Raw genomic sequence first — 21,954 nt, 5'->3', positions numbered from 1 at the left:
TCAGGCCCAGCCGTCGAAGAATTCTGCGCCGGCCCTGGCGCGAACCGTCCGCGCGGCATCCATGCCGATTTCCGCCGCGGCCGCAGCCTCGCCGTCTAGCCGCACCTCATGCGATTGCCTGCCGTCGGGCGAGATGATCAGCCCGGCAAAGGACAGTTTCTCGCCCGAGACCGTCGCATGGCCGGCGATCGGCGTGCGGCAGGATCCATCGAGCGTGGCGAGGAAGGCGCGCTCGCAGGCGAGCGCCTGGCCGGTCGGCACGTGATGGATCGCCGCGAGCATTTTTTCGACCTCGCGGTCGCCGATGCGGGTTTCGATGCCGATCGCGCCTTGCCCCGGCGCCGGCGGAAAATCCTCGAGCGGCATAAGGTCGGAGACCACGTTTTCAAGTCCGAGCCGCTTCAGCCCGGCATAGGCGAGGATAGTGCCCTCGGCGACGCCTTCGTCCAGCTTGCGCAGCCTGGTCTGCACATTGCCGCGAAAGATCACCACATCGAGGTCCGGCCGCATCCGGCGGATCAGCGCCTGGCGCCGCAGCGACGAGGATCCAACCGTCGCGCCATGCGGCAGGTCCGCGATCCGCTTCACCCGTTTGCCGATGAAAGCGTCGCGCGCGTCCTCGCGCGGCAGGAAGGTGACAAGCTCCAGCCCATCGGGCAGCACCGTCGGCATGTCCTTCGACGAATGCACGGCGATGTCGATGCGGCCGTCAAGCAACGCTTCCTCGATCTCCTTGGTGAACAGGCCCTTGCCGCCGGCTTCCGACAGCGGCCGGTCCTGGATGCGGTCGCCGCTGGTCGAGATGGCCACCACCTCGAACGCCTGCTCCGCCAAGCCATGCGCCTGCATCAGCCGCGCGCGCGTCTCATGCGCCTGGGCGAGCGCCAACGGGCTGCCGCGAGTTCCGATTTTCAAAGTTTGCATGGCGCGCGGTCCGTGATAACCCCCGGGGCAGCTTGAGGTCTGCCGGGCCTTTTCCTAATTGGGATTGACCGGTGATACAATCTTTGAGGCCAGCGACAATTGATCCGCGTTCTGGGCATTGAAACGAGCTGCGATGAGACGGCGGCCAGCGTTGTGGCGCTGGACGGCGGCGCCGCGCCCGAAATCCTATCGAATGTGGTGCTGAGCCAGATCGAGGAACACGCGGCCTTTGGTGGCGTGGTGCCGGAGATCGCCGCGCGCGCCCATGTCGAGGCCCTGGACGGGATAGTCGAGGCGGCGCTTGAAGATTCCAAGGTGTCGCTCGAAGAGGTCGATGCCATAGCCGCGACGGCGGGGCCCGGCCTGGTCGGCGGACTGATCGTCGGCCTGATGACGGCCAAGGCGATCGCCGCCGCGGCCAACAAGCCGCTGATCGCCATCAACCATCTGGAAGGCCACGCGCTGACGGCGCGGCTGACCGATGGTCTCGACTTTCCCTATCTTCTGCTGCTCGTCTCCGGCGGCCACACCCAGATCGTCGCGGTGCGCGGCGTCGGCGATTACCAGCGCTGGGCGACCACGATCGATGATGCGCTCGGCGAAGCCTTCGACAAGACGGCCAAGATGCTCGGCCTGCCCTATCCCGGCGGCCCGAATGTCGAGAAGGCGGCGGCGATAGGCGATGCCGGCCGCTTCGCCTTCCCGCGCCCGATGAAAGGCTCGGCGCAACCGGACTTTTCCTTCTCCGGCCTGAAGACGGCGGTGCGCCAGGCGGCGACCGCGATCGCGCCGTTGAGCGACCAGGACGTCGCCGACATCTGCGCCTCCTTCCAGGCGGCGGTGGCCGACGCGCTTGGCGATCGTGTCGCCCGCGCCCTTGCCCGCTTCCGCCAGGAATTCCCCGACCAGGCAAAGCCGGCGCTGGTCGTCGCCGGCGGCGTCGCCGCCAATCGCACGATCAAGGCGACGCTTGAAGCGCTTTGCTCCGCGGCCGGCTTCGCCTTCGTCGCGCCGCCGCAGAAACTGTGCACCGACAATGCGGCGATGATCGCCTGGGCGGGCATCGAACGCCTGCGCGCCGGGATCGCCGACGAAAACACCGCCGACTTCGTGCCGCGCTCGCGCTGGCCGCTCGACAGCGTTTCCACGCCCATGGTCGGCTCGGGCCGGCGTGGTGCCAAGGCATGACAGCCAAGCGATCCGCGAGCTGGCGCGTCACGGTGCTAGGCGGCGGCGCCTGGGGCACGGCGCTGGCGCTGGCCATGCTGCGCGCCGGCCATGATGTGCGCCTCTATGCCCGCGACACCGATACCGTCGCCGCCATCGCCCGCGGCGAGAACCCGCGCTATTTGCCCGGCATCAGGATCGAGCCCGGCATCGCGGCCACCAGCGACATTGCAGCCGCTCTCGAAGGCGCCGACTGCGTGCTCGCGGTGACGCCGGCGCAGTCGCTGCGCGCGGTCCTGGCCGCTGCTCGCAATCATGTGCCTCAGGGAGCGCCGCTGGTGCTCTGCGCCAAGGGCATCGAGCGCGACACCGGCGCGCTGCTCTCGACGATCGTCGAGGAAAGCCTGCCCAACAATCCGGTCGCGGCACTTTCCGGTCCGAGCTTCGCCAGCGACGTCGCGCGCGGCCTGCCGACCGCCGTCGTGGTCGCCGCCCGCGAGGCGGAATTGGCGGCGGAGCTTGCCGCGCGCTTCTCGGCGGAGAACCTGCGCTGCTATTCCAGCGACGACCTGATCGGCGTCGAGATCGGCGGCGCGCTGAAGAACGTCTTTGCCATCGCCGCCGGCGCCGTCACCGGAGCAGGCCTCGGCGCCAGCGCCCAGGCCGCCATGGTGACGCGCGGCTTCGTCGAACTGCGCCGCATCGGCGCCGCTTTCGGCGCCAGGCCGGAGACGCTAATGGGGCTTTCCGGCCTTGGCGACCTTCTGCTCACCTGCTCCTCGGCACAGTCGCGCAATTTCGCCTATGGCCTGGCGCTCGGCCAGGGCAAGCCGCTTGCCGGCATGCCGCTGGCCGAAGGCGTGCCGACGGCGGGCATTGCCGCCCGCATCGCCGCCGGGCGCGGCATCGAGGCGCCGATCATTTCGGCCGTCGCCGCCATCCTCGACGGCAAGATCAACATCGGCCAGGCCGTGACCGCGCTGATGACACGCCCGCTCAAGACCGAAACCGACATCTGAACCATCGGAGCTGAAAAGATGCTGTTTGCGTTGATTTGCAAGGACAAGCCCGGCAGCCTGCCGCTGCGCGTCGACACGCGGCCGGCGCATGCGGCGTTCCTGGAGGGCCTGATCAGCGAAGGCAGGCTTGCCTTTGCCGGTCCTTTCCTCGACGCCGACGGCAAGCCGGACGGCAGCCTGGTGATGATCGAGGCGCCGGACATGGCCGGCGCGCAGGCCCTGGCCGCCGCCGATCCCTATGCCAAGGCCGGTCTGTTCGAAAGCGTCCAGATCCGTCCGTGGAACTGGGTCTTCCAGAAGCCAGTGACCGAATGAGGTTCGTTTGCGCTGCCCCTCATCCGCCTGCCGGCATCAGAACGGGCAGAAGGGAGAAGCTCCAACGCTGGCGACCCCCTCTCCCCGTCCTTGCGGGGAGAAGGTAGGGTGAGGGCAGCGCCAACGCCGAATAATGGCCAACCGACAAAGCGATGGGACAAACGATATGAACTACTGGCTGTTCAAGTCCGAACCCTCGGTCTTTTCCTTCGAGGCGCTGAAGGCCAAGGGCAAGGCCGGCACGCAATGGGACGGCGTGCGCAACTATGCCGCCCGCAACAACATGAAGGCGATGCAGATCGGCGATCTCGGCTTTTTCTACCATTCCAATGAAGGGCTCGACATCGTCGGCATCGCCGAGGTCTGCGCGCTGGCGCACCCCGACACCACGACCGACGATCCGCGCTGGGAATGCGTCGACATCCGCGCCTTCAAGGACGTGCCGAAGCCGGTGACGCTGGAACAGGTCAAGGCCAATCCCAAGCTCGCCGAGATGGCGCTGGTGCGGCTCGGCCGGCTTTCCGTGCAGCCGGTGACGCCGGCCGAATGGAAAGAGGTCTGCCGCATGGCCGAGCTCAACCCGGCACCGTGACGAAGCTTACGCCCAAGAACGCCAAAAAGTTCATCCTCGACAACACGGCGCTGATGGCGCCGCCGCATGTGCCGGAAGTGCCGCTGCACCTCGCCGACGAGGCGCATGACCTTTGGCTGCGCACCGAGGAGGAATTGGCCGAGATCGGCCTGCCGCCGCCTTTCTGGGCCTTCGCCTGGGCCGGCGGCCAGGGCCTCGCCCGCTATGTGCTCGACCACCCTGGGACCGTGCGCGAAAAACGCGTGCTCGATTTCGCCTCCGGCTCGGGCCTCGTCGCCATCGCGGCGATGAAGGCCGGTGCTGCGGCCGTGATCGCCGCCGACATCGATCCGTTCTGCGAGACGGCGATTGCGCTCAACCTCGAAGCCAACGCCGTTGAAGCGCAATTCCTCGGCACGGATTGCGTCGGCACCGACGATGGCTGGGACGTCGTGCTCGCCGGCGACGTCTTCTACGACAAGGCCTTCGCCGACAGGCTGCTGCCCTGGTTCACGAGCCTACGGGCGCGCGGCGCCGAGATCCTCATCGGCGACCCCGGCCGCGCCTACCTCCCCAGGACCGGGCTGCAATCGCTTGCCGACTACCAGGTTCCGGTGACGCGTGTGCTGGAGGATACCGAGGTCAAGCGCACGACCGTCTGGCACCTCGCTTGACGCGATCGCCGAACAAGCGTTCCATCGCGCCTCGATCTGAAGGGGATAAGCATGGATTTTTCGGTCGTGAACTGGCTGGCGGTGGTTGTCGCCGCCATCGTCGCATGGTTGTTCGGCGCGGTCTGGTACATGGGGTTGAGCAAGCCCTGGCTGAAGGCGGCCAAGCTTGACCCTGCCACCATGAAACGCTCGGCCGTTCCGTTCATCATCAGCTTCATCGCCGAACTGGTCATGGCGCTTGTCCTGACATTGGTGGTGGGGGCAATCACCGGCGGCGAGCCGAACCCGATTGCGGGGCTGCTGTTCGGCTTCGTGCTTTGGCTAGGTTTCATCGCCACCACGCTTGCCGTCAACCACCGCTATCAAGGCTTCGGCTGGGCGCTGACGCTGATCGATGCCAGCCATTGGCTGGGCGTGATGCTGATCATCGGCGCCATTATCGGCTGGTTCGGCGCGCCGGCGGCGCCCGCGGGCTGATAGACAGCCTTACCCTGCGTCCGCGTCTTTCGCCACCTCGTCGAGAAGCCATTCGCGGAAGGCGATGATCCGCGCGTCGTCCTTCGACGCCTCGGGATAGACCAGGAAATAGGCGAATTCCGGCGCGACCTTGATGCCGAGCTCGAAGGGCCGCACGAGGCGCCCCTGCGAAAGATCGTTGGCGACCATGGCAAAGTCGGCGAGCGCCACCGCATTGCCGTCGAGCGCCGCCTGGGTGGCATCGGTTGACGATCCGAACACCAGCGTGCGGCTGTCGTCGAAATCATCGACGCCGGCCGCGTGCATCCAGATGCTCCAGTTCGGCCAGGTCACGCCCTGTCGCGACCATTCGATATGCGCAAGCGTGTGGTTGAACAGGTCGCGCGGCTCCCTCAGCGGCGGACCTGACACCAGCAGCGCCGGGCTGCACACCGGGATGATGATGTTTTCGAACAGCCGGTGCGCGACGAGCCCCGGATACTTGCCGGCGCCAAAACGGATGCCGATATCGACATCGTCGCGCTCGAAATCCCTGACGTCGTAGGTGATGTCGAAGCGCAGCTCGATGCCGGGCTTCTGCCGGCGGAAATCGTCGACGCGCCGCATCAGCCATTTCGTCGCGAACTGCGCGTCGAGCGTCACCTTCAACAGCGCCGTGCCGCGCGTCATCTTGCGGGCGCGGCTGACCGCGCGGCTGAGCAGGTCAAGCGCGTCGATCGACGCGTCGTGCAGCACGCCGCCCGCTTCGGTCAGCCGAATGGTGCGGCTGGTGCGGGTGAACAGCACCAGGTCGAGCTGATCCTCGATTTCCTTGATCTGGTGGCTGACCGCCGCTGGCGTCAGGCCGAGCTCGTCGGCGGCGCGGGTGAAGTTGAGATGCCTGGCGGCCGCCTCGAACGTCCGCAGCGCACGCGTTCCGGGCAGCAGCTTGGACATATGATCTCCAAATAAAACTTGATGATCAGAAAAGAACTACTCGTTTCCCGTTTGTTTTTCAATTCGGCATCATGGCTTCATCGAAACACCATCAAACCGGATTTGATATCCGGAGAACACGGATAGAGCCATGACCGAGATCGTTCTGAAGTCTTGCACCACCCTGAAATCACCCTCCAGCTTCACCCTTTGGCTGCGTTCAGCACGTGACTGGCTGCGTCAGGCCCGCGTCGCCGCCCGGCCTCCCTTTGAATCGCTCGAGGATCTTTCCGACGACCTGCTGCGTGACATCGGTGCCGAGCGCCAAGATGTCTCGAAGGCAATGGACCGCGAGCTTGGCCGCATCGGCTTGCTGGACACCGGCTGGCAGCCTCCGCATCGATCCCACCGCTGATGCATACACCGCTGGCGCTTTCACCGGCATGACGGGCTTTAGCGCCAGCGGGTCGATCAATGGAAGGAGAATTCACATGCGTGGCCACTGCCTATGCGGCGCCGTTGCTTTCGAAGTCGATGGTCCGGCACAGGCCTGCGTGGTCTGTCATTGTGAAAGTTGCCGGCGGCAATGTTCTGCGCCGATGACTACTTACATCGGCGTCCTGGACGGCCAATGGGTGGCTCGCCGAGCCGCCAAAGGTTTTCAATTCTTCTCCCGGCGTCGAAAGAACATTTTGCGATCGCTGCGGTACGCCGCTGTCCTTCCGCTCGAAGAAGATGTCCGACGTCATGCATTTCTTTGCCGCGGCGATGGAGGAGCCGGAGAAATTCGCGCCCACGCTGCATGTCGCTTTTGAAGAGAAGCTCCCCTGGGTGAAACTCGCCGACGGCCTGCCGACACATTTTGGACCTGACTACACGAAAGGCTAGGTCAGGCCGGCCGGAGACGCGAAGTAGCCGAACTTGCAGGCCGGCCTCACCCTACCTCACCACCTTCACCACCGTCCTGTCCGACAGCAACGGAAGCAGCCTCGCCATGGTCCGCGCCGTCACCGCCACGCAGCCTAGCGTCGGCGTGAAGCCCGGCCGCGCCAGATGGAAGAAGATCGCGCTGCCGCGCCCGCGCAAGCGCGGCGCGATGTTCCAGTCGAGCACCAGGCAGACATCGTAGAGCCGGTCGTCGCGCTTCATCCGCTCATGGCTCGCGCCATAGGGGATCTTCACCGGCCGGTTGTAGTTGCGGTCGTCCGGCACCTCGCACCAGCCGAGATCCGGACCGATCGGCGCCATCGGCAGCCTCGTCTTGCGCCCGCCCGGGAAGTGATCGCCCCGGAAATAGCCCGACAGGATGCGCATTGACGCCAGCGGCGTCGCGCCGTCTCCTTCATGCTTGTTGGCGGTAATGCCGTTGCGCCCCAGGGCGCAGGGAAACACCGTTTTGCCGGCCTGCAGGAAGCCTTGCGCGGGGTTGCCAGGGCGCGCGCGCACCACCAAAACGCGCAAGCCCTTCGGCAAAAATGCGCCCGCCTCATTGCGCGCGCGTTTTTTCTTGTATGATCGGGTCACGGAACAAATCACTGTGATCGGCTGTTGCGCCGGTGAGCTTCCGCATAAATGGGGGGAGGTCAACTGAATATTCTTTTTAAAACAACGGATTGATATCCCATGACATCACGCACCATCCTGATCGTCGATGACGACGACGACCTGCGCGCCACTCTGGTCGAGCAGCTGGCGCTCTACGAGGAATTCGACGTCCAGCAGGAGTCGACCGCCGCAAAAGGCGTGGCCGCGGCGCGCAGCGGCGTTGTCGATCTGCTCGTCATGGATGTTGGCTTGCCCGACATGGATGGCCGCGAGGCGGTGAAGATCCTGCGCAAGGGCGGCTACAAGGCGCCGATCATCATGCTGACCGGCCATGACACCGATTCAGACACGATTCTGGGTCTTGAGGCCGGGGCCAACGATTATGTCACCAAGCCATTCCGCTTCGCCGTGCTGCTCGCGCGCATCCGCGCCCAACTTCGCCAGCATGAGCAGAGCGAGGACGCCACGTTCTCGGTCGGACCCTACACGTTCAAGCCGAGCCAGAAGCTCTTGATCGACCCACGCGGCGCCAAGGTGCGGCTGACCGAGAAGGAAGCTTCGATCATCAAATATCTCTATCGCGCCGACCAGAAGGTGGTGACGCGCGACGTGCTTTTGGAAGAGGTATGGGGCTACAATTCCGGCGTCACCACGCACACGCTGGAGACCCATGTCTACCGGTTGCGCCAGAAGATCGAGCGCGATCCTTCCAATGCCGAAATTCTTGTGACAGAAAGCGGCGGCTACAAGCTGGTTCCTTAAACACTTCATGATCTAAAGCAATTCCAGGAAAACTACGAAACGGTTGAGCTTGGCGGCTTCGCCGTAGCCTTCCGTCCGGAATTGAGCCAAAAGAGATGAGAGCGGTCGGGCGGGACCGCTTCGGGTACGATCCTGGTGCTGGAGGGTGATGGATCGGCTCGTTGCAAGCATCGCACGATGCATGGTGGAGCGTTTTTCGCGCGCCCAGGAGGGCGCGCCGCTCCAAAGGAGGGACTGGACTGACCGCTCGGGGACACAGCTAGGATGGCGCTGGATGACGACATCCGCATCCTGTCCGGTGTGAAGCTTTTCCAGGGCTTCACGCAGGAACAGTTGCGTCTGCTCGCTTTCGGCGCCGAGACCACCCTGCTGCAGGCCGACCACAAGCTCTACCGCGAGGACGACGTCGCCGACTCTGCCTACATCGTGGTCAGCGGCTTGATCACGCTCTATCGGGAGCTGGGGGGCGAACGCGTCCCGATCGGCACTGCGGGTCCGGGCACCATGCTGAGCGAACTGGCGCTGATCGCCGACACCAACCGGCTGACCAGCGCCTCCGCCGCGGTCGATTCGGAAGTGATCCGGCTGAGCCGCAAGATGTTCCACCGAATCCTGGAAGAATATCCGGAGATCGCGGTCCTGTTGCATGAGCGCATCCTGGAGGAATTCCAGCAGATGATCGCCCGCATCGAGCAGCTGGCGCCGCGGTTTATGGGCTGATACGCGAGAGCCGGCCCAAGGCGGGCTCGTCATTCCAGGGCGGAGCAAGGAGCGAAGCGACGCGCGCAGACCCCTGGAATCCATTCCGTGACGTTGAGGCGTTGCCGCGTTGCAGAATGTGGTTTCCAGGCGAAGATCGATGTGGGGAGAGAATTACCCCCGTTCTGCATCGTTGCATCCTTCGACGCAGGTAACGGAATGGATCCTCGGGTCTACGCGCGTCGCTTCGCTCCTTGCTCCGCCCGTGGATGACGACCGAACGCCAGCGCCGCCATCTCCCGCAGCGCGTCAATCCAAGTCAAATCTCGCAATCACCGGCACATGGTCGGACGGCTTTTCCCAGCCTCGCGCCGCCTGCAGGATCTCGTAGCCTTTGAAGCTCGGCACCAGATTGGCGGACGACCAGACATGGTCGAGGCGGCGGCCGCGGTTCGACGCTTCCCAGTCTTTCGCGCGATAGCTCCACCAGGTGTAGAGCTTCTGCTCGGCGGGCACGTTGAACCGCATCAGGTCGACCCACCCGCCGGCCTTGCGCATCGCCTCGAAATTTGTCGTCTCGACCGGCGTGTGGCTGACGACGTTGAGCAATTGCTTGTGCGACCAGACGTCATGCTCCAGCGGCGCGATGTTCAGGTCGCCGACCAGGATCGAGGCTGACGATTCGTCGCCGCTCGCCGGCACGGAGTTCATTTCGTAAACGAAGTCGAGCTTATGCCGGAATTTGCGGTTGATCTCCGGATCCGGCTCGTCGCCGCCGGCCGGCACATAGAAATTATGCACCAGCACCGACTTGCCGCCCGCCTGGACCCTGACCGACAGATGCCGGCTGTCGTCGATCTCGCAGAAGCGCCGCTTCTCGACCAGTTCGATCGGCCGGCGCGCCACGGTGGCCACGCCGTGATATCCCTTCTGGCCGTGGAACAGGATGTGCTCGTAGCCCGCCTTGCGGAATGCCTTCTCCGGGAAGAGCTCGTCCGGTACCTTGGTTTCCTGCAGGCAGAGCACGTCGGGCGCGCGCTCCTTCAGCAGCCGCTCGACGATCGGCATGCGCAGGCGCACGGAGTTGATGTTCCAGGTGGCGATGGTGAACGGCATTCAGGCGGGTCCGGAAAGGAGTCGCCGAACTAGTGCCAGCCGAGCGCCGGAAAGACAAGCCAACCTATGCCGCGGCTATCTTGCACCAGCGGCCCCGATTCAGGTCAGGCCGAGTCGGAGTCGAAGACGGGCGCGAAGCGACCAAACAAGGTGGTTTCCGAGAACCGGAGCGGAGCGTACTTAAAGTACGTGAGCACCGGAAGCGCAGGAGACCGCCATTTGCAGGCCGGCCTCACCTGAATCTACCGGGTCTTCGTATTCAGTTCGCGGTTCGCTGTATAATCGATCGCGAACGTGTCGGGCGGGAAGCTGACGCCTTCCTTGGTGTTGAAGATCATCACCGTGGTGTCTTTCCCTTGAGCGTCAGTGATCGTCCACTGGCGCAGATCGTAGGTCCTCGGGTCGAACATCATGGTGATCATGGCATTGCCGAAGACCGACTTGTCGGAAAGCTTGATGGTCGTGAGGTCGTCCTCTTCCTTGACGGCCTTGACGCGCCCGCCGGAGAGGTCGATCCGGTCGTCGAGCAGCAGCTTCAGCGGCGTCTTCGACAGCGGGTAGAGATCGGAGGTGTTGAGCTTCTTGTTGAGGATCACCACCGACTTGCCGTCGGAGATGACGCGGAAGTTCGACGAACCGTCATAGTTGAAGCGGATCTTGCCGGGACGCTCCAGGAAGAACTTGCCGCCGGTCTGCTCGCCTTTCGGGCCGAACTGCACGAACTCGCCGCTCATCGACTTCACCGAGGAGAAATGATCGGCGATCTTCTGCGCCGCCGGCGGCACCGCCGCCTGCGCGGCCGCCACAAGCTGGTAGCCGGGCACAAGGTTGAGCGCGGCAGCTCCGCCAAGCATCAAGCCGAGGCCGAGGACCTGGCGGCGGGTGATGGCGAATTCGGTCTGGGTGTTCATGCCGGTCACTTCCTGTGTTTCGTGTCGTGGCAGTATCTGGACTCCCACTAGGGCCTAAGTTTGGCGGGTGCGCGACAACTTCGCACAAACGCGCCAGACGATTTCCGGTTGCTTGCTGACCCCTACGTCTAGTCAGGCCAGGGCTTGTCGAGATTCAGGTCAGGCCGAGTCGAAAATGATGGGTTCCGAGAACCGGAGCGGAGCGTACTTTTCGTACGTGAGCACCGGAAGCGCAGGAACCCGCCATTTGCAGGCCGGCCTCACCTGAATCTCGACAAGCCCTAGCTAGAACTTGTCGTCCTCCGTGGGCACCAAAATCTCGCGTTTGCCGGCATGGTTGGCCGGGCCGACAATGCCTTCCTTCTCCATCTTCTCGATGATCGAGGCGGCGCGGTTGTAGCCGATGCCGAGCCGCCGCTGGATGTAGCTGGTCGAAGCCTTGCCGTCGCGCAGCACCACCGCCACCGCCTGGTCGTAAGGATCGTCGGAATCTTCGAAATTGCCGCCGCCACCGCCGCCGGAACCGCCCTTGCCGGAAGGACTGTCCTCGTCCTCTTCCTCATCGTCCTCCGTGATGGCGTCGAGATATTCCGGCACGCCCTGCAGTTTGAGATGCGCGACGATCCGCTCGACCTCGTCGTCCGAGACGAACGGGCCGTGGACGCGCTGGATGCGACCGCCGCCGGCCATGTAGAGCATGTCGCCCATGCCGAGCAGCTGTTCCGCGCCCTGCTCGCCGAGGATGGTGCGGCTGTCGATCTTCGACGTCACCTGGAAGGAGATGCGGGTCGGGAAATTGGCCTTGATGGTGCCGGTGATGACGTCGACCGAGGGACGTTGCGTCGCCATGATGACATGGATGCCGGCGGCACGCGCCATCTGCGCCAGGCGCTGCACCGCGCCCTCGATATCCTTGCCGGCCACCATCATCAGGTCGGCCATCTCGTCGATGATGACCACGATATAGGGCATCGGCTCGAGATCGAGATTCTCGGTCTCGTAGATCGCCTCGCCGGTCTGGCGGTCGAAGCCGGTCTGCACCGTGCGCGAGATCCTCTCGCCCTTTTTCTCCGCTTGCTGGACGCGTGCGTTAAAACCGTCGATGTTGCGCACGCCGACCTTGGACATCTTGCGGTAGCGGTCCTCCATCTCGCGCACGGTCCATTTCAGCGCGACGACCGCCTTTTTCGGGTCGGTGACGACCGGCGTCAGCAGATGCGGGATGCCGTCATAGACCGAGAGCTCGAGCATCTTCGGGTCGATCATGATCAGCCGGCATTCCTGCGGCGTCATCCGGTAGAGCAGCGACAGGATCATCGTGTTGATGGCGACCGACTTGCCCGAGCCGGTGGTGCCGGCGACCAGCACGTGCGGCATCTTGGCGATGTCGACGATGACGGCCTCGCCGTTGATGGTCTTGCCGAGCGCCAGCGCCAGCTTTGCCTTCGTCGTCTCGAAGTCGCGGCTCGCCATGATCTCTCTGAGATAGACCGTCTCGCGCTTGGCGTTGGGCAGCTCGATACCGATGGCGTTGCGGCCGGGCACCACCGCGACGCGGCAGGCGATCGCGCTCATCGAGCGCGCGATGTCGTCGGACAGGCCGATGACGCGCGAGGACTTGATGCCGGGCGCCGGCTCCAGCTCGTAGAGCGTCACGACCGGACCGGGGCGGACATGGATGATCTCGCCCTTGACGCCGAAATCCTCCAGCACGCCCTCGAGCAGACGCGCGTTCTGCTCCAGGGCGTCCTTCGACAGGCTTGGATCCTTGGCGACATTCTTCGGCTCGGACAGGAAATGCAGCGACGGCATCTCGAACGTGTCGGAACCGATCAGCGAGGTCTGCGCCTCGCGCTGGACACGGGCGCCCGGCACCGGCCGCGCCGCCGGCGCCTCGACGCGGGTCGCGGCATCCGAGCGGAAGTTCCGCACCCTGGCCGCCGCGCCGCGCCGCGAAGCAGGCGCCTCGTCAAAATCGTCAAGGTCGACGTCCTCGTCCTGCTCGTCGTCGAAAATATCCTGGTCCACGGGATCGACCAAGGCGCTGCGGTCATTGACCATGGCGGCAAAGAATTCCGGCTCGACACGGGCGCGGCCGCCCGGGCTCACCCGGCTTTCGGCGAATTCGGCCGATTCGACGCGCTCGGCGGCGCGCCGCCAGGCGCTGGCCTTGGGCTGCATCGGCGGCTCCAACTCGTCGCGCTCGCGCCTGCGGCGCGCCGCGCGGCGGTGCAGGAAGGCGCGGAACGACAGCCACCAATGGGTGACGGCGCCGAGCGCGAGTATTCCCTCATCGCCCTCGTCCTCATCCTCGTCGAACAGCATCTGGTCCTGCTCGCGCGGATCGGGCGCGGCGCTGCGCTCCATGACGGCGAAGCCGTTCTTGCGCACGATAAGCGCCGAGCCATAGGCAAACAGCCACGACATCGGCGCGGCGAGGACGACCGCGATGATCGTCGCGAAAAGCCCTTTCGGGTAACCGCCGACCGCGATGCCGGGGATCTTCAGCACCATGTCGCCGAAGACGCCGCCCAGTCCGGTCGGCAGCGGCCAGGTGTTGGGGGGCGTCACGCAGCCGGCGATAGCCGCGGCCAGAAGCGCAAAGCCGAACCAAGCGAAGCCGCGCTTCGGCAATTTGTCGACGCCGCGCGCAGTGAAGAGCAGAAAGCCCCAGATCACCGTCGGCACCAACCCGGCGACGGCGGCAAGGCCGAAGAACTGCATGGCAAGGTCGGAGAACACAGCACCAGCATAGCCCATGGCATTGGTGACGACGTTGCTGGTGGCGTGCGAGAAGCTCGGGTCGGCAACGTTCCACGTGGCCAAAGCCGCGATGCCGAAGGCGGTGAACAGGAACAGCCCGGCGCCGACCAGCCGCCCGACCTGGCGTCGCGCGAATGCCTGGATGCCGTGCCCCGTATCGGTCAGCGCGAGCGGTGCTGAAGCGCCTGAACGCATGCCTCTTCCCCGTGATCGTTGCCTGGCCGGGCGCTTGGCGCACCCCGGCAGATTCGAACGCCAGACTATCGGGGGGAAGGTTAAGGCCGCATTAACCATGGCCTTTTACCGAACTTCATCTGCACTTCATCGGCAACAACGGATGGCGGGCTTGCGGCCCGCCCTTCTTTGCGTAAGCGGCGAAACGATCAGGCTCGTTTCGGGACCCGATCCTCGGCGATCACTGGTTGGCGGGCCGATGTTTCATGCAGGCGCGATCAAGTCCAACGTGAACGAAACGGCTTGGATGGCCGGCTGACAAAAAAAGGAGGCCCGGAAGGGTGTTCCGGGCCTCAAGGCGTGAGCCCCTTTCGAGAGCGTCACGACGGGATCTTGGGAGGAATTCAGGGCCGGCGGGAGGAGGATCCGCCGGCCCTCGGCGCAACTCCAGGAAAAGTGTGAAACCTTCCGGAATTGCGCCCTGGTAAGGGGCAAAGGCAGCCTTACGGCACCACTTCGCCGTGCAGGGTGACGTCGAGACCTTCGACCTCTTCCTGGGTGGACGGGCGCAGGCCGACCAGCGCCTTGACGATGTAGAGGATCACGAAGGTGGCGATCGCCGTCCACAGGATGGTGAAGACGATGCCGTAGATCTGCTTGCCGACCGACGCGTCCTTGCCGAGCGCGTTGATGGTCGGATCGGCGAGCGCGCCGGTGAGCAGCGCGCCGACGATGCCGCCAACGCCGTGCACGCCGAAGGCATCGAGCGAGTCGTCATAGCCGAGCGCATGCTTGATCTTGACTGCCGAGATGTAGCAGACGACGCCGGCGATGATGCCGATGATGAAGGCGCCGGTCGGGTTGACGAAGCCGGAAGCCGGCGTCACCGCGACGAGGCCGGCAACGGCGCCTGAGATGATGCCGAGCACCGAGGGCTTCTTGGCGACGATCCATTCGGCAAACATCCAGGCCAGCGCCGCCGCGGCGGTGGCGACCTGCGTGTTCATCATCGCGGCGCCGGCGAGGCCGTCGGCCGCCAGTTCCGAACCGGCGTTGAAGCCGAACCAGCCGACCCACAGCAGCGAGGCGCCGATCACCGAATAGACGAGGTTGTGCGGCGCCATGTTGGTGGTGCCGTAGCCTTCGCGCTTGCCCAGCACCAGCGCGCAGACCAGGCCCGCGACACCGGCGTTGATGTGGACGACCGTGCCGCCGGCGAAGTCGAGAACGCCGGCCGTAGCCAGGAAGCCGCCGCCCCACACCCAGTGCGCGATCGGCGCATAGACGAAGACCAGCCACAGGCCCATGAAGATCAACAGCGCCGAGAATTTCATGCGCTCGGCGAAGGCGCCGGCGATCAGCGCCGGCGTGATGATGGCGAAGGTCATCTGGAACATCGAGAAGACGAATTCAGGAATGTTCGCCACGCCCGGCAGCCAAAGCGTCGAGACCGTGATGCCGTGATGAAAGAAGCGCGAGAGGCCGCCGACATAGCTGTTCAGGCCGGCGGAATCATTGGTGGTGAAAGCGAGCGAATAGCCGAACATGAACCACAGCACAGTCACCAGGCAGGTGATGGCGAAGCTTTGCATGATGGTGGCCAGCACGTTCTTCTTGCGCACCATGCCGCCGTAGAACAGCGCCAGGCCCGGAATGGTCATCATCAGCACCAGCGCCGTCGAGGTCAGCATCCAGGCGGTATTGCCGGTGTCGAGAACCGGGGTCGGCGCCGCAGGCGCCGCCGCCGGAGCGGCCTCCTGCGCGAAGGCGGCGGCGGTGCTCAGCGCTACGAGAGCGAGCGAAGCGGCCGCGCGTCCCGTCGTCTTCAAGGTGGAAGGAATATTCATTGAACTCTCCGTTGGAATGGATGGTCGCCGCTCAGAGCGCGTCGGTGTCTGTTTCGCCGGTACGGATGCGCACCGCCTGGTCGATGCCGAAGACGAAGATCTTGCCGTCGCCGATCTGGCCGGTCTTGGCGGCCGAGGTGATGGCTTCGACGGCCTTGTCGACCATGTCGGCGCCGACCGCGACCTCGATCTTGATCTTGGGCAGGAAGCTGACCGCGTACTCCGCGCCGCGATAGATTTCCGTGTGCCCCTTCTGACGCCCGTAGCCTTTGACTTCGGTGACGGTCAGGCCCTGGATGCCGACGGCGGTGAGCGCTTCGCGCACCTCGTCGAGCTTGAACGGCTTGATGATTGCCATCACGATTTTCATAAGGTTTCACCCTTTGCTGTTGCGGTCCCCCGCGATTGCACACCTACACCGATCCCGAGGAGAGCCGGAGAGTGCCCGACAGGATTCAAGCTCCGTGCCAATTGCCGAAGCAGAATGTTAACCTGTTGTAAACAAAGGGGCAGGGCGGCCCGCGCACATCATTTGTGCGCGGTCGCATCAGCCGTCATGATTAAAAAATAGGCAAAATTTCGAAAATGCCTACCTAGCGGGCATCAACCAGAAGCCGGCTCAACGCTTGAGTCGGATCAGGCCCTCCTGGGCGACCGAAGCGATGAGCGTTCCGTCCCGCGCGAACAGCGAACCGCGCGTGAAGCCGCGTGATCCCTGCGTCGACGGGCTGTCCTGATTGTAGAGGATCCAGTCGTCCAGCGAGTGGCTGCGGTGGAACCACATGGCATGGTCGAGGCTGGCCGCCTGGATGTCGCGGTCGAAGATGGCGCGGCCATGCGCGAAGGTCGAGGTGTCGAGCAGCGTCATATCGGAGAGGTAGGCGAGCACGGCCGCCTGTATCGCACGGTTTTCGGGCACCGGGCCGGTGGTGCGGATCCAGATGTTCTGCTGCGGCTCCAGCTTTTCGCGGCTTGTGTAATGCTTGAGCATCACCGGCTTCATCTCGATCGGCCGGTCGCGATCCCAGTAGCGCCTGATGCCTTCCGGCACCGCTTCCCCGAATTTACCGAGCAGCTCGCGCTGGGAGAGCAGCGTGTCGGGCGCCGGCACGTCGCGCGGCATCGGCATCTGGTGCTCGAGGCCAATCTCGTCCTGCTGAAACGAGGCCTCCAGCGAGAAGATCGCCTGGCCATGCTGGATCGCCACGACCCGGCGCGTGGTGAAGGAGCCGCCGTCGCGGATGCGGTCGACCTCGTAGACGATCGGCAGCTTGGTGTCGCCGGGCCGCATGAAATAGCCGTGCAGCGAATGCACATGGCGTTCCGGCTCCACGGTGCGCTGCGCGGCGACCAGCGCCTGGGCGATGGTCTGGCCGCCGAAGACGCGCTGCCAGTCGACCTTTGGGCTGCGACCACGATACAGATTGTGTTCGAGCTGCTCGAGGTCGAGAATGTCTAGAAGCTCGTCCATGGCCGCCGTCATGTCTGAAATCCTTCAAGGATGCGCCATGGCCGGTTTCGGACAGGATGTGCGGCCAGTCAAGGCCGCAAGCGGCGGCCGGACGAAGCCGCGAAAGGATGATGCCATGGTCGACCGCAAGCCGGATGGAGCAAAGGCCGACGCGAAACGCGAAGCTCCGCTCGACGTGCTCATCGCCGGCGCGGCCTATGTCGGCCTCACTGCGGCCGTGTCGCTGAAGCAGGCGCGGCCGGGCCTCGCCATCGCCGTCGTCGACGCCGCGCCTGCGGGCGCCTGGCAGCGGGACGGCCGCGCCTCGGCCATCGCCGCGGCCGCCGGCCGCATGCTGGAGCAGCTCGGCGTCTGGGACGAGATCGCGCCGGAAGCGCAGGCGATCACCGAAATGATCATCACCGACTCGCGCGCCGCCGACCCGGTGCGCCCGGTGTTCCTGACCTTCGACGGCGAGGTGGCGCCGGGCGAGCCTTTCGCCCACATGGTCGCCAACCGTGACTTGAACGGCGCGCTGCGCCGCCGCGCCGAAAAGCTCGGCATCGATATCATCGAAGGCATCGCGGTCAGCGCCTTCGACGTCAATGGCGCCGGCATCACGGTGCACCTGGCCGACGGCGCGACGCTGAAGGCGCGGCTGCTGATCGCGGCCGACGGCGTCAACTCCAGGCTGCGCGACATGGCTGGCATCAAGACCGTCAAATGGGAATACGGCCAGTCCGGCATCGTCTGCACGGTGGCGCATGAGCGCCCGCATAACGGCCGCGCCGAGGAACATTTTCTGCCCGCCGGCCCCTTCGCCACGCTGCCGCTGAAACCGGACAAGGACGGAACCAACCGTTCGTCGATCGTCTGGGTGGAGCGCACGCAGGACGCCAAGGCGCTGGTCGAGGGCGACGAGTTTGTCTTCGAGCACGATCTGGAGCAGCGCTTCGGCCTGAAGCTCGGCGAAATAAGGGTCGTCGACAAGCCGCGCGCCTGGCCGCTCGGCCTGACGCTGGCCCGCGCCTTCGTCGCGCCGCGCATCGCGCTCGCCGGCGACGCTGCGCACGGCATCCACCCGATCGCCGGCCAGGGCCTCAACCTCGGCTTCAAGGACGTCGCGGCGCTCGCCGAAGTCGTGGTCGAAGCCGACCGGCTCGGCCAGGATATCGGCGCGCTCGACGTGCTCGAGCGCTACCAGCAGTGGCGCCGCTTCGACACGCTGCAGATGGGCGTCACCACCGACGTGCTGAACCGGCTGTTTTCCAACGACATCGGCCCGCTGCGCGCCATGCGCGATCTCGGCCTCGGTCTCGTGGAACGCATGCCCCGGCTGAAGGATTTCTTCGTCCGCCAGGCCTCGGGCCTGTCCGGCGACACGCCGAGGCTGCTCAAGGGCGAGGCGATCTGAGGCCTTGCCTGGAGGAATAGCGGCAGCGCCTGTCATTTCGTCATCCACGGGCGGAGCGACGCGAAGCGGAGCGCAGACCCGGATCCATTCCGTTCCCTGCGCCAAGGAACGCAGCGACGCAGAACCTGCACCGATGCGGCGCTCTGATGTCACGGAATGGATTCTATGGTCTGCGCGCGTCGCTTCGCTCCTTGCTCGGCCATAGAATGACGACGCGAGAGGCGTTTCGCTCCATCACGAAGGCAGGCGATACGGTCGTCGCCGCGCGGTGAAATTCAGGTCAGGCCGAGTCGGAGTCGAAGACGGGCGCGAAGCGGCCAAACTGGGCGGATTCCGAGAACCGGGCGAAGGCCGGAGCGGAGCGTACTTTTCGTACGTGAGCACCGGAAGCGCAGGGAGCCGGCATTTGCAGGCCGGCCTCACCTGAATTCTAGTTCACCTCGAACCCCAGCTTCTGCCGCAGCCTCAGCATCCGCTGGTCCGCTATCTTCAGGCTCTGCTCGCCGCCTTGCGCGACACGGTTCAGCATCCTGAGCAGATCGTCGCGCTCATGCGGGTCGAGGCGCTCGCGGAGGAAGGGCGCCAGCTTGTCGATGACGATCGTCGTGTCGTCGACCTGCGCGGCGGCCCATTTTGCGTAGACGACCGCCTCGTCCGTCTTCTTCGGGTTTTCCGCGATCTGCGAGATGACGTCCCGGATGACGGCCTCGCGCTGCGGCAGCACCGGCCCTTGCTCTGCAACAATCGCGGTAATCAGCGTCGCCGCTGCCACCACCGGATCGTCGATCGCCGTCAGCGGCGAGAGCGCGGCCTGCTTGCGCAATTTCTTGCGCCGTATGTTGCCCTGGACGCGTCCGACGACATCGGCGACCTCGCGTGCGGCGTCGCTCATATATTTCAGCCGGTACCACCAGATGGCGGCCGCCCCAAGCAGGCCAAGTATCGCAATAAGAATAGGCATGCCGAATTCCCCCCAAAATCGTGGCGACGATAAGAGAGATGCAGCCCTGCTTCAACACGCAACGGTTGCGTCCGTGAAGAAACCCTGAAGATGTTTCCCGCAAGAGACAGCTGCAACGCCGCGCCCGACCTGGCCAGCGCCTATGACCCTGGTATGTCATAGATCGCCCTGACCTCGACGGTGCCGAGCTCGGCCAGCGGGATGCCTTCCGCGATCTTCAGCGCCTCGGCAAGGTCGGCCGCCTCGACCATGACGAAGCCGAGCAGCTGCTCCTTGGTCTCGGCGAATGGCCCGTCGGTCACCAGCGCCTTGCCTTTGCGTCGCCTCAGCGATTTCGAGGTCTTCACCGACTGCAGCGCCTGCGCGATGATAAGCTTGCCTTGCCGGTCGAGTTCCCTGTCATAGGCAAGCGAGTCGGCATCGAGCCTGGCCGCCCGTTCCGGGGTAAGCGCGTAAAGGTCCTTCTCCTCGCCATAGACCAGCAGGACATATTTCATCTCGAGCTCCCTTCGGTGGCCACGTTATAAAAGGCAAAGGCGGCGGTGTCAGTTTTGCTTGCCGTGACCATGTGGTCGAGCAGGCATGCCGCGACGCCGACAATAGCGATGGCCACAACCAGTCGACCGAGACCGGGCGCCGGCGGATCCAGCCAGAATTCCTCCGCTCGCCGGGCTTTTCGCTCCGGCTTTCCCCAGACCGCAAAAAACAGATTGTCCATCTCAAATCTCCATCGGCCGTGAGTGGCCGCCCGCAGGACGGCCGGGCCGATGGCAAGTCGACATTTTGCGCGGACATTTTTTCGAGAATTTGCCCTGCCCAGTCAAAGCAGCGGGGAGGTGCGTTGAGATTCAGGTCAGGCCGAGTCGGAGTCGAAGACGGGCGCGAAGCGACCAAACTGGGTGGCTTCCGAGAACCGGCCTGCGCCGGCCGTAGCCTTCGTCGGGCGGAAACACTTGTGAGGGCTTCGGCCGGCGAAGGCCGGAGCGGAGCGTACTTTTCGTACGTGAGCGCCGGAAGCGCAGGGAGCCGCCATTTGCAGGCCGGCCTCACCTGAATCTCAACGCGCCGGTGGATGGCCTTCCACCGCGCCCGCGCTATAGTTCAAGAGAACGCCGGCATCCGCCGGCGCAACACCGACAGACCAGGAGGACTCCATGGACCGCACCGCAAACGCCGTCTGGAAAGGCAATCTGAAGGAAGGCCAGGGCACGCTCGACACACAGAGCGGGACGCTGAAGGGCACGCCCTATTCCTTCAAGGCGCGCTTCGAGGACGAGAGCGGCAAGTCCGGCACCAATCCGGAAGAGCTGATCGCGGCGGCGCATGCCGGTTGCTACGCCATGCAGCTGTCGCATTTCCTGGCCGAGAACGGCACGCCCGCCGCCGAGCTCGACGCCAAGGCGGTGGTGACGCTGGTGCCCGGCACCGGCATCACCGGCAGCGCCATCACCCTGGTCGGCAAGGTGCCGGGCATCGACGCGGCGAAGTTCAAGGAACTGGCCGAGAAGGCCAAGGCCGAGTGCCCGGTGTCGAAGGCGCTGGGGGCGATCAAGGTGTCGCTGGATGCGAAGTTGGGGTGATTGGCGTTTCTATTTGAGACGTAGCGATCCTTCGCCCCCCTCTCTGTCCTGCCGGACATCTCCCCCTCAAGGGGGGAGATCAGATGTCACGCCAGCTTTCGCCAATCGCCGACGTTGCAAAGGGAGCGCCGGCGCCGAAGCTGCCAATCTCCCCCTTGAGGGCATATGCGCTAAGATAGCTTTGGCATGGCTTGAAACTTGCGTTTTCGTGGTGGCTCGCGCCAGCGATGTCGCAAGGCATGAAGATTTCGGCGCAGAATCGCCAGGGGCGGCTGGGTAAAGATCGCTGCGATCAGGGAAGCGACGATCTGGCGGGTAGCACGCCACAGCAACGGGCGCCCGTCGCTCAAGGGGGAGAGACACCCAACTCCCGCGAGAGGGGTTCGGTCACAAGCGCGATGAGGAAGTGGGCAAGAATCCAAGGCTTTGCGATCCTTGGGTCTTTGGCGGGAGGCGCGCGCAGCCCGATCAGGCTCTTCAGGCGCTTGAAGGCGAGCTCGATGCGCCAGCGCATGCGATAGAGCTTGAGAACCGTGCCGGCGGGAAACTCCTCCCGGTCAAGCGAGGTCACAAGGATGACGAAGCCGGCTGCTATCAGCGTCTGCGGTTGAACCTTGTTGCCCTTGGCCTTGGCTTCCTTGTTGATTTTGCGCCGTGCTTCTTGTGCAGC

25 protein-coding genes are annotated in these 21,954 nt (G+C 64.8%); 12 read left to right on the top strand and 13 right to left on the bottom strand.

What is annotated here, in order from left to right:
* On the bottom strand, window positions 1-924 hold the full coding sequence (gene hemC, locus CK230_RS06995; protein ID WP_095816489.1) for a hydroxymethylbilane synthase: 924 nt from the start codon (window positions 922-924) through the stop codon (window positions 1-3).
* Between the two features lie 102 nt (window positions 925-1,026).
* On the opposite strand from hemC, the gene tsaD reads away from it, so the two are divergent.
* The 6 genes from tsaD (at window position 1,027) to CK230_RS06965 (ending at window position 5,147) form a co-directional block, all read left to right on the top strand.
* Window positions 1,027-2,112: a tRNA (adenosine(37)-N6)-threonylcarbamoyltransferase complex transferase subunit TsaD gene (gene tsaD / locus CK230_RS06990; protein ID WP_176480060.1), complete on the top strand. Its 1,086-nt coding sequence runs from the start codon at window positions 1,027-1,029 to the stop codon at window positions 2,110-2,112.
* Window positions 2,109-3,110: an NAD(P)H-dependent glycerol-3-phosphate dehydrogenase gene (locus tag CK230_RS06985; RefSeq protein WP_095816487.1), complete on the top strand. Its 1,002-nt coding sequence runs from the start codon at window positions 2,109-2,111 to the stop codon at window positions 3,108-3,110. The genes tsaD and CK230_RS06985 overlap by 4 nt, the downstream gene beginning before the upstream one ends.
* A gap of 18 nt (window positions 3,111-3,128) precedes the next feature.
* Entirely contained in the window at window positions 3,129-3,425 is a 297-nt protein-coding gene (locus tag CK230_RS06980; protein ID WP_095816486.1) for a YciI-like protein, read from the top strand.
* Window positions 3,426-3,591: 166 nt separating this feature from the next.
* The gene (locus CK230_RS06975) at window positions 3,592-4,017 is read left to right on the top strand and encodes an EVE domain-containing protein (RefSeq protein WP_040991460.1); all 426 of its coding nucleotides are present in this window, start codon (window positions 3,592-3,594) and stop codon (window positions 4,015-4,017) included.
* Entirely contained in the window at window positions 3,972-4,670 is a 699-nt protein-coding gene (locus tag CK230_RS06970; protein ID WP_176480038.1) for a methyltransferase, read from the top strand. The genes CK230_RS06975 and CK230_RS06970 overlap by 46 nt, the downstream gene beginning before the upstream one ends.
* 51 nt (window positions 4,671-4,721) lie before the next feature.
* Window positions 4,722-5,147 (top strand): DUF1761 domain-containing protein, encoded by a 426-nt coding sequence (locus CK230_RS06965; RefSeq protein WP_095816484.1) that lies wholly within the window; start codon window positions 4,722-4,724, stop codon window positions 5,145-5,147.
* Between the two features lie 9 nt (window positions 5,148-5,156).
* Here CK230_RS06965 and gcvA read toward each other — a convergent pair whose 3' ends face one another.
* Complete coding sequence (gcvA, locus tag CK230_RS06960) at window positions 5,157-6,083, bottom strand: transcriptional regulator GcvA (protein WP_095816483.1); 927 nt, start codon at window positions 6,081-6,083, stop codon at window positions 5,157-5,159.
* A 130-nt stretch (window positions 6,084-6,213) separates the two neighbouring features.
* Between gcvA and CK230_RS06955 the strand changes: the two genes are divergently transcribed.
* Together CK230_RS06955 and CK230_RS33540 are read left to right on the top strand one after the other, a co-directional pair.
* Window positions 6,214-6,477, top strand: coding sequence for a hypothetical protein (locus tag CK230_RS06955; protein ID WP_095816482.1), 264 nt, complete (start codon window positions 6,214-6,216; stop codon window positions 6,475-6,477).
* 332 nt (window positions 6,478-6,809) lie between these two features.
* Window positions 6,810-6,950: a hypothetical protein gene (locus CK230_RS33540; protein ID WP_245429848.1), complete on the top strand. Its 141-nt coding sequence runs from the start codon at window positions 6,810-6,812 to the stop codon at window positions 6,948-6,950.
* 51 nt (window positions 6,951-7,001) lie between these two features.
* Here the strand turns inward: CK230_RS33540 and CK230_RS06945 are convergent, their stop codons facing one another.
* Window positions 7,002-7,598: a L,D-transpeptidase gene (locus tag CK230_RS06945; RefSeq protein WP_095816481.1), complete on the bottom strand. Its 597-nt coding sequence runs from the start codon at window positions 7,596-7,598 to the stop codon at window positions 7,002-7,004.
* Window positions 7,599-7,685: 87 nt separating this feature from the next.
* Here CK230_RS06945 and CK230_RS06940 point away from each other — a divergent pair, with 87 nt between their 5' ends.
* Together CK230_RS06940 and CK230_RS06935 are read left to right on the top strand one after the other, a co-directional pair.
* Window positions 7,686-8,369, top strand: coding sequence for a response regulator transcription factor (locus CK230_RS06940; RefSeq protein WP_095816480.1), 684 nt, complete (start codon window positions 7,686-7,688; stop codon window positions 8,367-8,369).
* 264 nt (window positions 8,370-8,633) lie between these two features.
* Window positions 8,634-9,089: a cyclic nucleotide-binding domain-containing protein gene (locus CK230_RS06935; protein ID WP_095816479.1), complete on the top strand. Its 456-nt coding sequence runs from the start codon at window positions 8,634-8,636 to the stop codon at window positions 9,087-9,089.
* A gap of 288 nt (window positions 9,090-9,377) precedes the next feature.
* Here the strand turns inward: CK230_RS06935 and xth are convergent, their stop codons facing one another.
* The 6 genes from xth to tesB all read right to left on the bottom strand — a co-directional run bounded on the left by xth (window position 9,378) and on the right by tesB (window position 17,362).
* Window positions 9,378-10,184, bottom strand: a complete 807-nt coding sequence (xth, locus tag CK230_RS06930) for an exodeoxyribonuclease III (protein WP_095816478.1) — start codon at window positions 10,182-10,184, stop codon at window positions 9,378-9,380.
* A 242-nt stretch (window positions 10,185-10,426) separates the two neighbouring features.
* Window positions 10,427-11,095, bottom strand: coding sequence for an outer membrane lipoprotein carrier protein LolA (locus tag CK230_RS06925; protein WP_095816477.1), 669 nt, complete (start codon window positions 11,093-11,095; stop codon window positions 10,427-10,429).
* Window positions 11,096-11,380: 285 nt separating this feature from the next.
* The gene (locus tag CK230_RS06920) at window positions 11,381-14,053 is read right to left on the bottom strand and encodes a DNA translocase FtsK (protein ID WP_095816476.1); all 2,673 of its coding nucleotides are present in this window, start codon (window positions 14,051-14,053) and stop codon (window positions 11,381-11,383) included.
* Window positions 14,054-14,535: 482 nt separating this feature from the next.
* On the bottom strand, window positions 14,536-15,861 hold the full coding sequence (locus CK230_RS06915) for an ammonium transporter (protein ID WP_176480059.1): 1,326 nt from the start codon (window positions 15,859-15,861) through the stop codon (window positions 14,536-14,538).
* Between the two features lie 49 nt (window positions 15,862-15,910).
* Complete coding sequence (locus CK230_RS06910) at window positions 15,911-16,249, bottom strand: P-II family nitrogen regulator (protein ID WP_027169082.1); 339 nt, start codon at window positions 16,247-16,249, stop codon at window positions 15,911-15,913.
* 249 nt (window positions 16,250-16,498) lie between these two features.
* Window positions 16,499-17,362 (bottom strand): acyl-CoA thioesterase II, encoded by an 864-nt coding sequence (tesB, locus tag CK230_RS06905; RefSeq protein ID WP_042645540.1) that lies wholly within the window; start codon window positions 17,360-17,362, stop codon window positions 16,499-16,501.
* A 103-nt stretch (window positions 17,363-17,465) separates the two neighbouring features.
* On the opposite strand from tesB, the gene CK230_RS06900 reads away from it, so the two are divergent.
* Entirely contained in the window at window positions 17,466-18,743 is a 1,278-nt protein-coding gene (locus CK230_RS06900; RefSeq protein WP_095816952.1) for a ubiquinone biosynthesis hydroxylase, read from the top strand.
* Window positions 18,744-19,173: 430 nt separating this feature from the next.
* On the opposite strand, the gene CK230_RS06895 is transcribed toward CK230_RS06900, so the two are convergent.
* The 3 genes from CK230_RS06895 to CK230_RS06885 all read right to left on the bottom strand — a co-directional run bounded on the left by CK230_RS06895 (window position 19,174) and on the right by CK230_RS06885 (window position 20,422).
* Complete coding sequence (locus CK230_RS06895; RefSeq protein WP_095816474.1) at window positions 19,174-19,704, bottom strand: hypothetical protein; 531 nt, start codon at window positions 19,702-19,704, stop codon at window positions 19,174-19,176.
* A 140-nt stretch (window positions 19,705-19,844) separates the two neighbouring features.
* The gene (locus CK230_RS06890) at window positions 19,845-20,201 is read right to left on the bottom strand and encodes a YciI family protein (RefSeq protein ID WP_095816473.1); all 357 of its coding nucleotides are present in this window, start codon (window positions 20,199-20,201) and stop codon (window positions 19,845-19,847) included.
* On the bottom strand, window positions 20,198-20,422 hold the full coding sequence (locus CK230_RS06885) for a hypothetical protein (RefSeq protein WP_095816472.1): 225 nt from the start codon (window positions 20,420-20,422) through the stop codon (window positions 20,198-20,200). Before CK230_RS06885 ends, CK230_RS06890 begins: the two co-directional genes overlap by 4 nt.
* A 436-nt stretch (window positions 20,423-20,858) precedes the next feature.
* Here CK230_RS06885 and CK230_RS06880 point away from each other — a divergent pair, with 436 nt between their 5' ends.
* Window positions 20,859-21,284, top strand: coding sequence for an OsmC family protein (locus CK230_RS06880; RefSeq protein WP_095816471.1), 426 nt, complete (start codon window positions 20,859-20,861; stop codon window positions 21,282-21,284).
* Window positions 21,285-21,630: 346 nt separating this feature from the next.
* Here CK230_RS06880 and CK230_RS06875 read toward each other — a convergent pair whose 3' ends face one another.
* Window positions 21,631-21,930 (bottom strand): transposase, encoded by a 300-nt coding sequence (locus CK230_RS06875; protein ID WP_280952525.1) that lies wholly within the window; start codon window positions 21,928-21,930, stop codon window positions 21,631-21,633.
* Window positions 21,931-21,954: the final 24 nt, after the last annotated feature.

This window comes from Mesorhizobium sp. WSM3859 (assembly GCF_002295065.1).
In the GTDB taxonomy this organism is placed as follows: domain Bacteria; phylum Pseudomonadota; class Alphaproteobacteria; order Rhizobiales; family Rhizobiaceae; genus Mesorhizobium.
This window is presented reverse-complemented; position numbering and strand designations above follow the sequence as displayed.

Bases quoted from the DNA above. Each gene is read 5' to 3' on its own strand.
- hemC (WP_095816489.1), bottom strand. From the start codon at position 924: ATGCAAACTTTGAAAATCGGAACTCGCGGCAGCCCGTTGGCGCTCGCC.
- CK230_RS06985 (WP_095816487.1), top strand. From the start codon at position 2,109: ATGACAGCCAAGCGATCCGCGAGCTGGCGCGTCACGGTGCTAGGCGGC.
- CK230_RS06980 (WP_095816486.1), top strand. From the start codon at position 3,129: ATGCTGTTTGCGTTGATTTGCAAGGACAAGCCCGGCAGCCTGCCGCTG.
- CK230_RS06975 (WP_040991460.1), top strand. From the start codon at position 3,592: ATGAACTACTGGCTGTTCAAGTCCGAACCCTCGGTCTTTTCCTTCGAG.
- CK230_RS06970 (WP_176480038.1), top strand. From the start codon at position 3,972: ATGGAAAGAGGTCTGCCGCATGGCCGAGCTCAACCCGGCACCGTGACG.
- CK230_RS06965 (WP_095816484.1), top strand. From the start codon at position 4,722: ATGGATTTTTCGGTCGTGAACTGGCTGGCGGTGGTTGTCGCCGCCATC.
- gcvA (WP_095816483.1), bottom strand. From the start codon at position 6,083: ATGTCCAAGCTGCTGCCCGGAACGCGTGCGCTGCGGACGTTCGAGGCG.
- CK230_RS06955 (WP_095816482.1), top strand. From the start codon at position 6,214: ATGACCGAGATCGTTCTGAAGTCTTGCACCACCCTGAAATCACCCTCC.
- CK230_RS33540 (WP_245429848.1), top strand. From the start codon at position 6,810: ATGCATTTCTTTGCCGCGGCGATGGAGGAGCCGGAGAAATTCGCGCCC.
- CK230_RS06940 (WP_095816480.1), top strand. From the start codon at position 7,686: ATGACATCACGCACCATCCTGATCGTCGATGACGACGACGACCTGCGC.
- CK230_RS06935 (WP_095816479.1), top strand. From the start codon at position 8,634: ATGGCGCTGGATGACGACATCCGCATCCTGTCCGGTGTGAAGCTTTTC.
- xth (WP_095816478.1), bottom strand. From the start codon at position 10,184: ATGCCGTTCACCATCGCCACCTGGAACATCAACTCCGTGCGCCTGCGC.
- CK230_RS06925 (WP_095816477.1), bottom strand. From the start codon at position 11,095: ATGAACACCCAGACCGAATTCGCCATCACCCGCCGCCAGGTCCTCGGC.
- CK230_RS06920 (WP_095816476.1), bottom strand. From the start codon at position 14,053: ATGCGTTCAGGCGCTTCAGCACCGCTCGCGCTGACCGATACGGGGCAC.
- CK230_RS06910 (WP_027169082.1), bottom strand. From the start codon at position 16,249: ATGAAAATCGTGATGGCAATCATCAAGCCGTTCAAGCTCGACGAGGTG.
- tesB (WP_042645540.1), bottom strand. From the start codon at position 17,362: ATGACGGCGGCCATGGACGAGCTTCTAGACATTCTCGACCTCGAGCAG.
- CK230_RS06900 (WP_095816952.1), top strand. From the start codon at position 17,466: ATGGTCGACCGCAAGCCGGATGGAGCAAAGGCCGACGCGAAACGCGAA.
- CK230_RS06895 (WP_095816474.1), bottom strand. From the start codon at position 19,704: ATGCCTATTCTTATTGCGATACTTGGCCTGCTTGGGGCGGCCGCCATC.
- CK230_RS06890 (WP_095816473.1), bottom strand. From the start codon at position 20,201: ATGAAATATGTCCTGCTGGTCTATGGCGAGGAGAAGGACCTTTACGCG.
- CK230_RS06885 (WP_095816472.1), bottom strand. From the start codon at position 20,422: ATGGACAATCTGTTTTTTGCGGTCTGGGGAAAGCCGGAGCGAAAAGCC.
- CK230_RS06880 (WP_095816471.1), top strand. From the start codon at position 20,859: ATGGACCGCACCGCAAACGCCGTCTGGAAAGGCAATCTGAAGGAAGGC.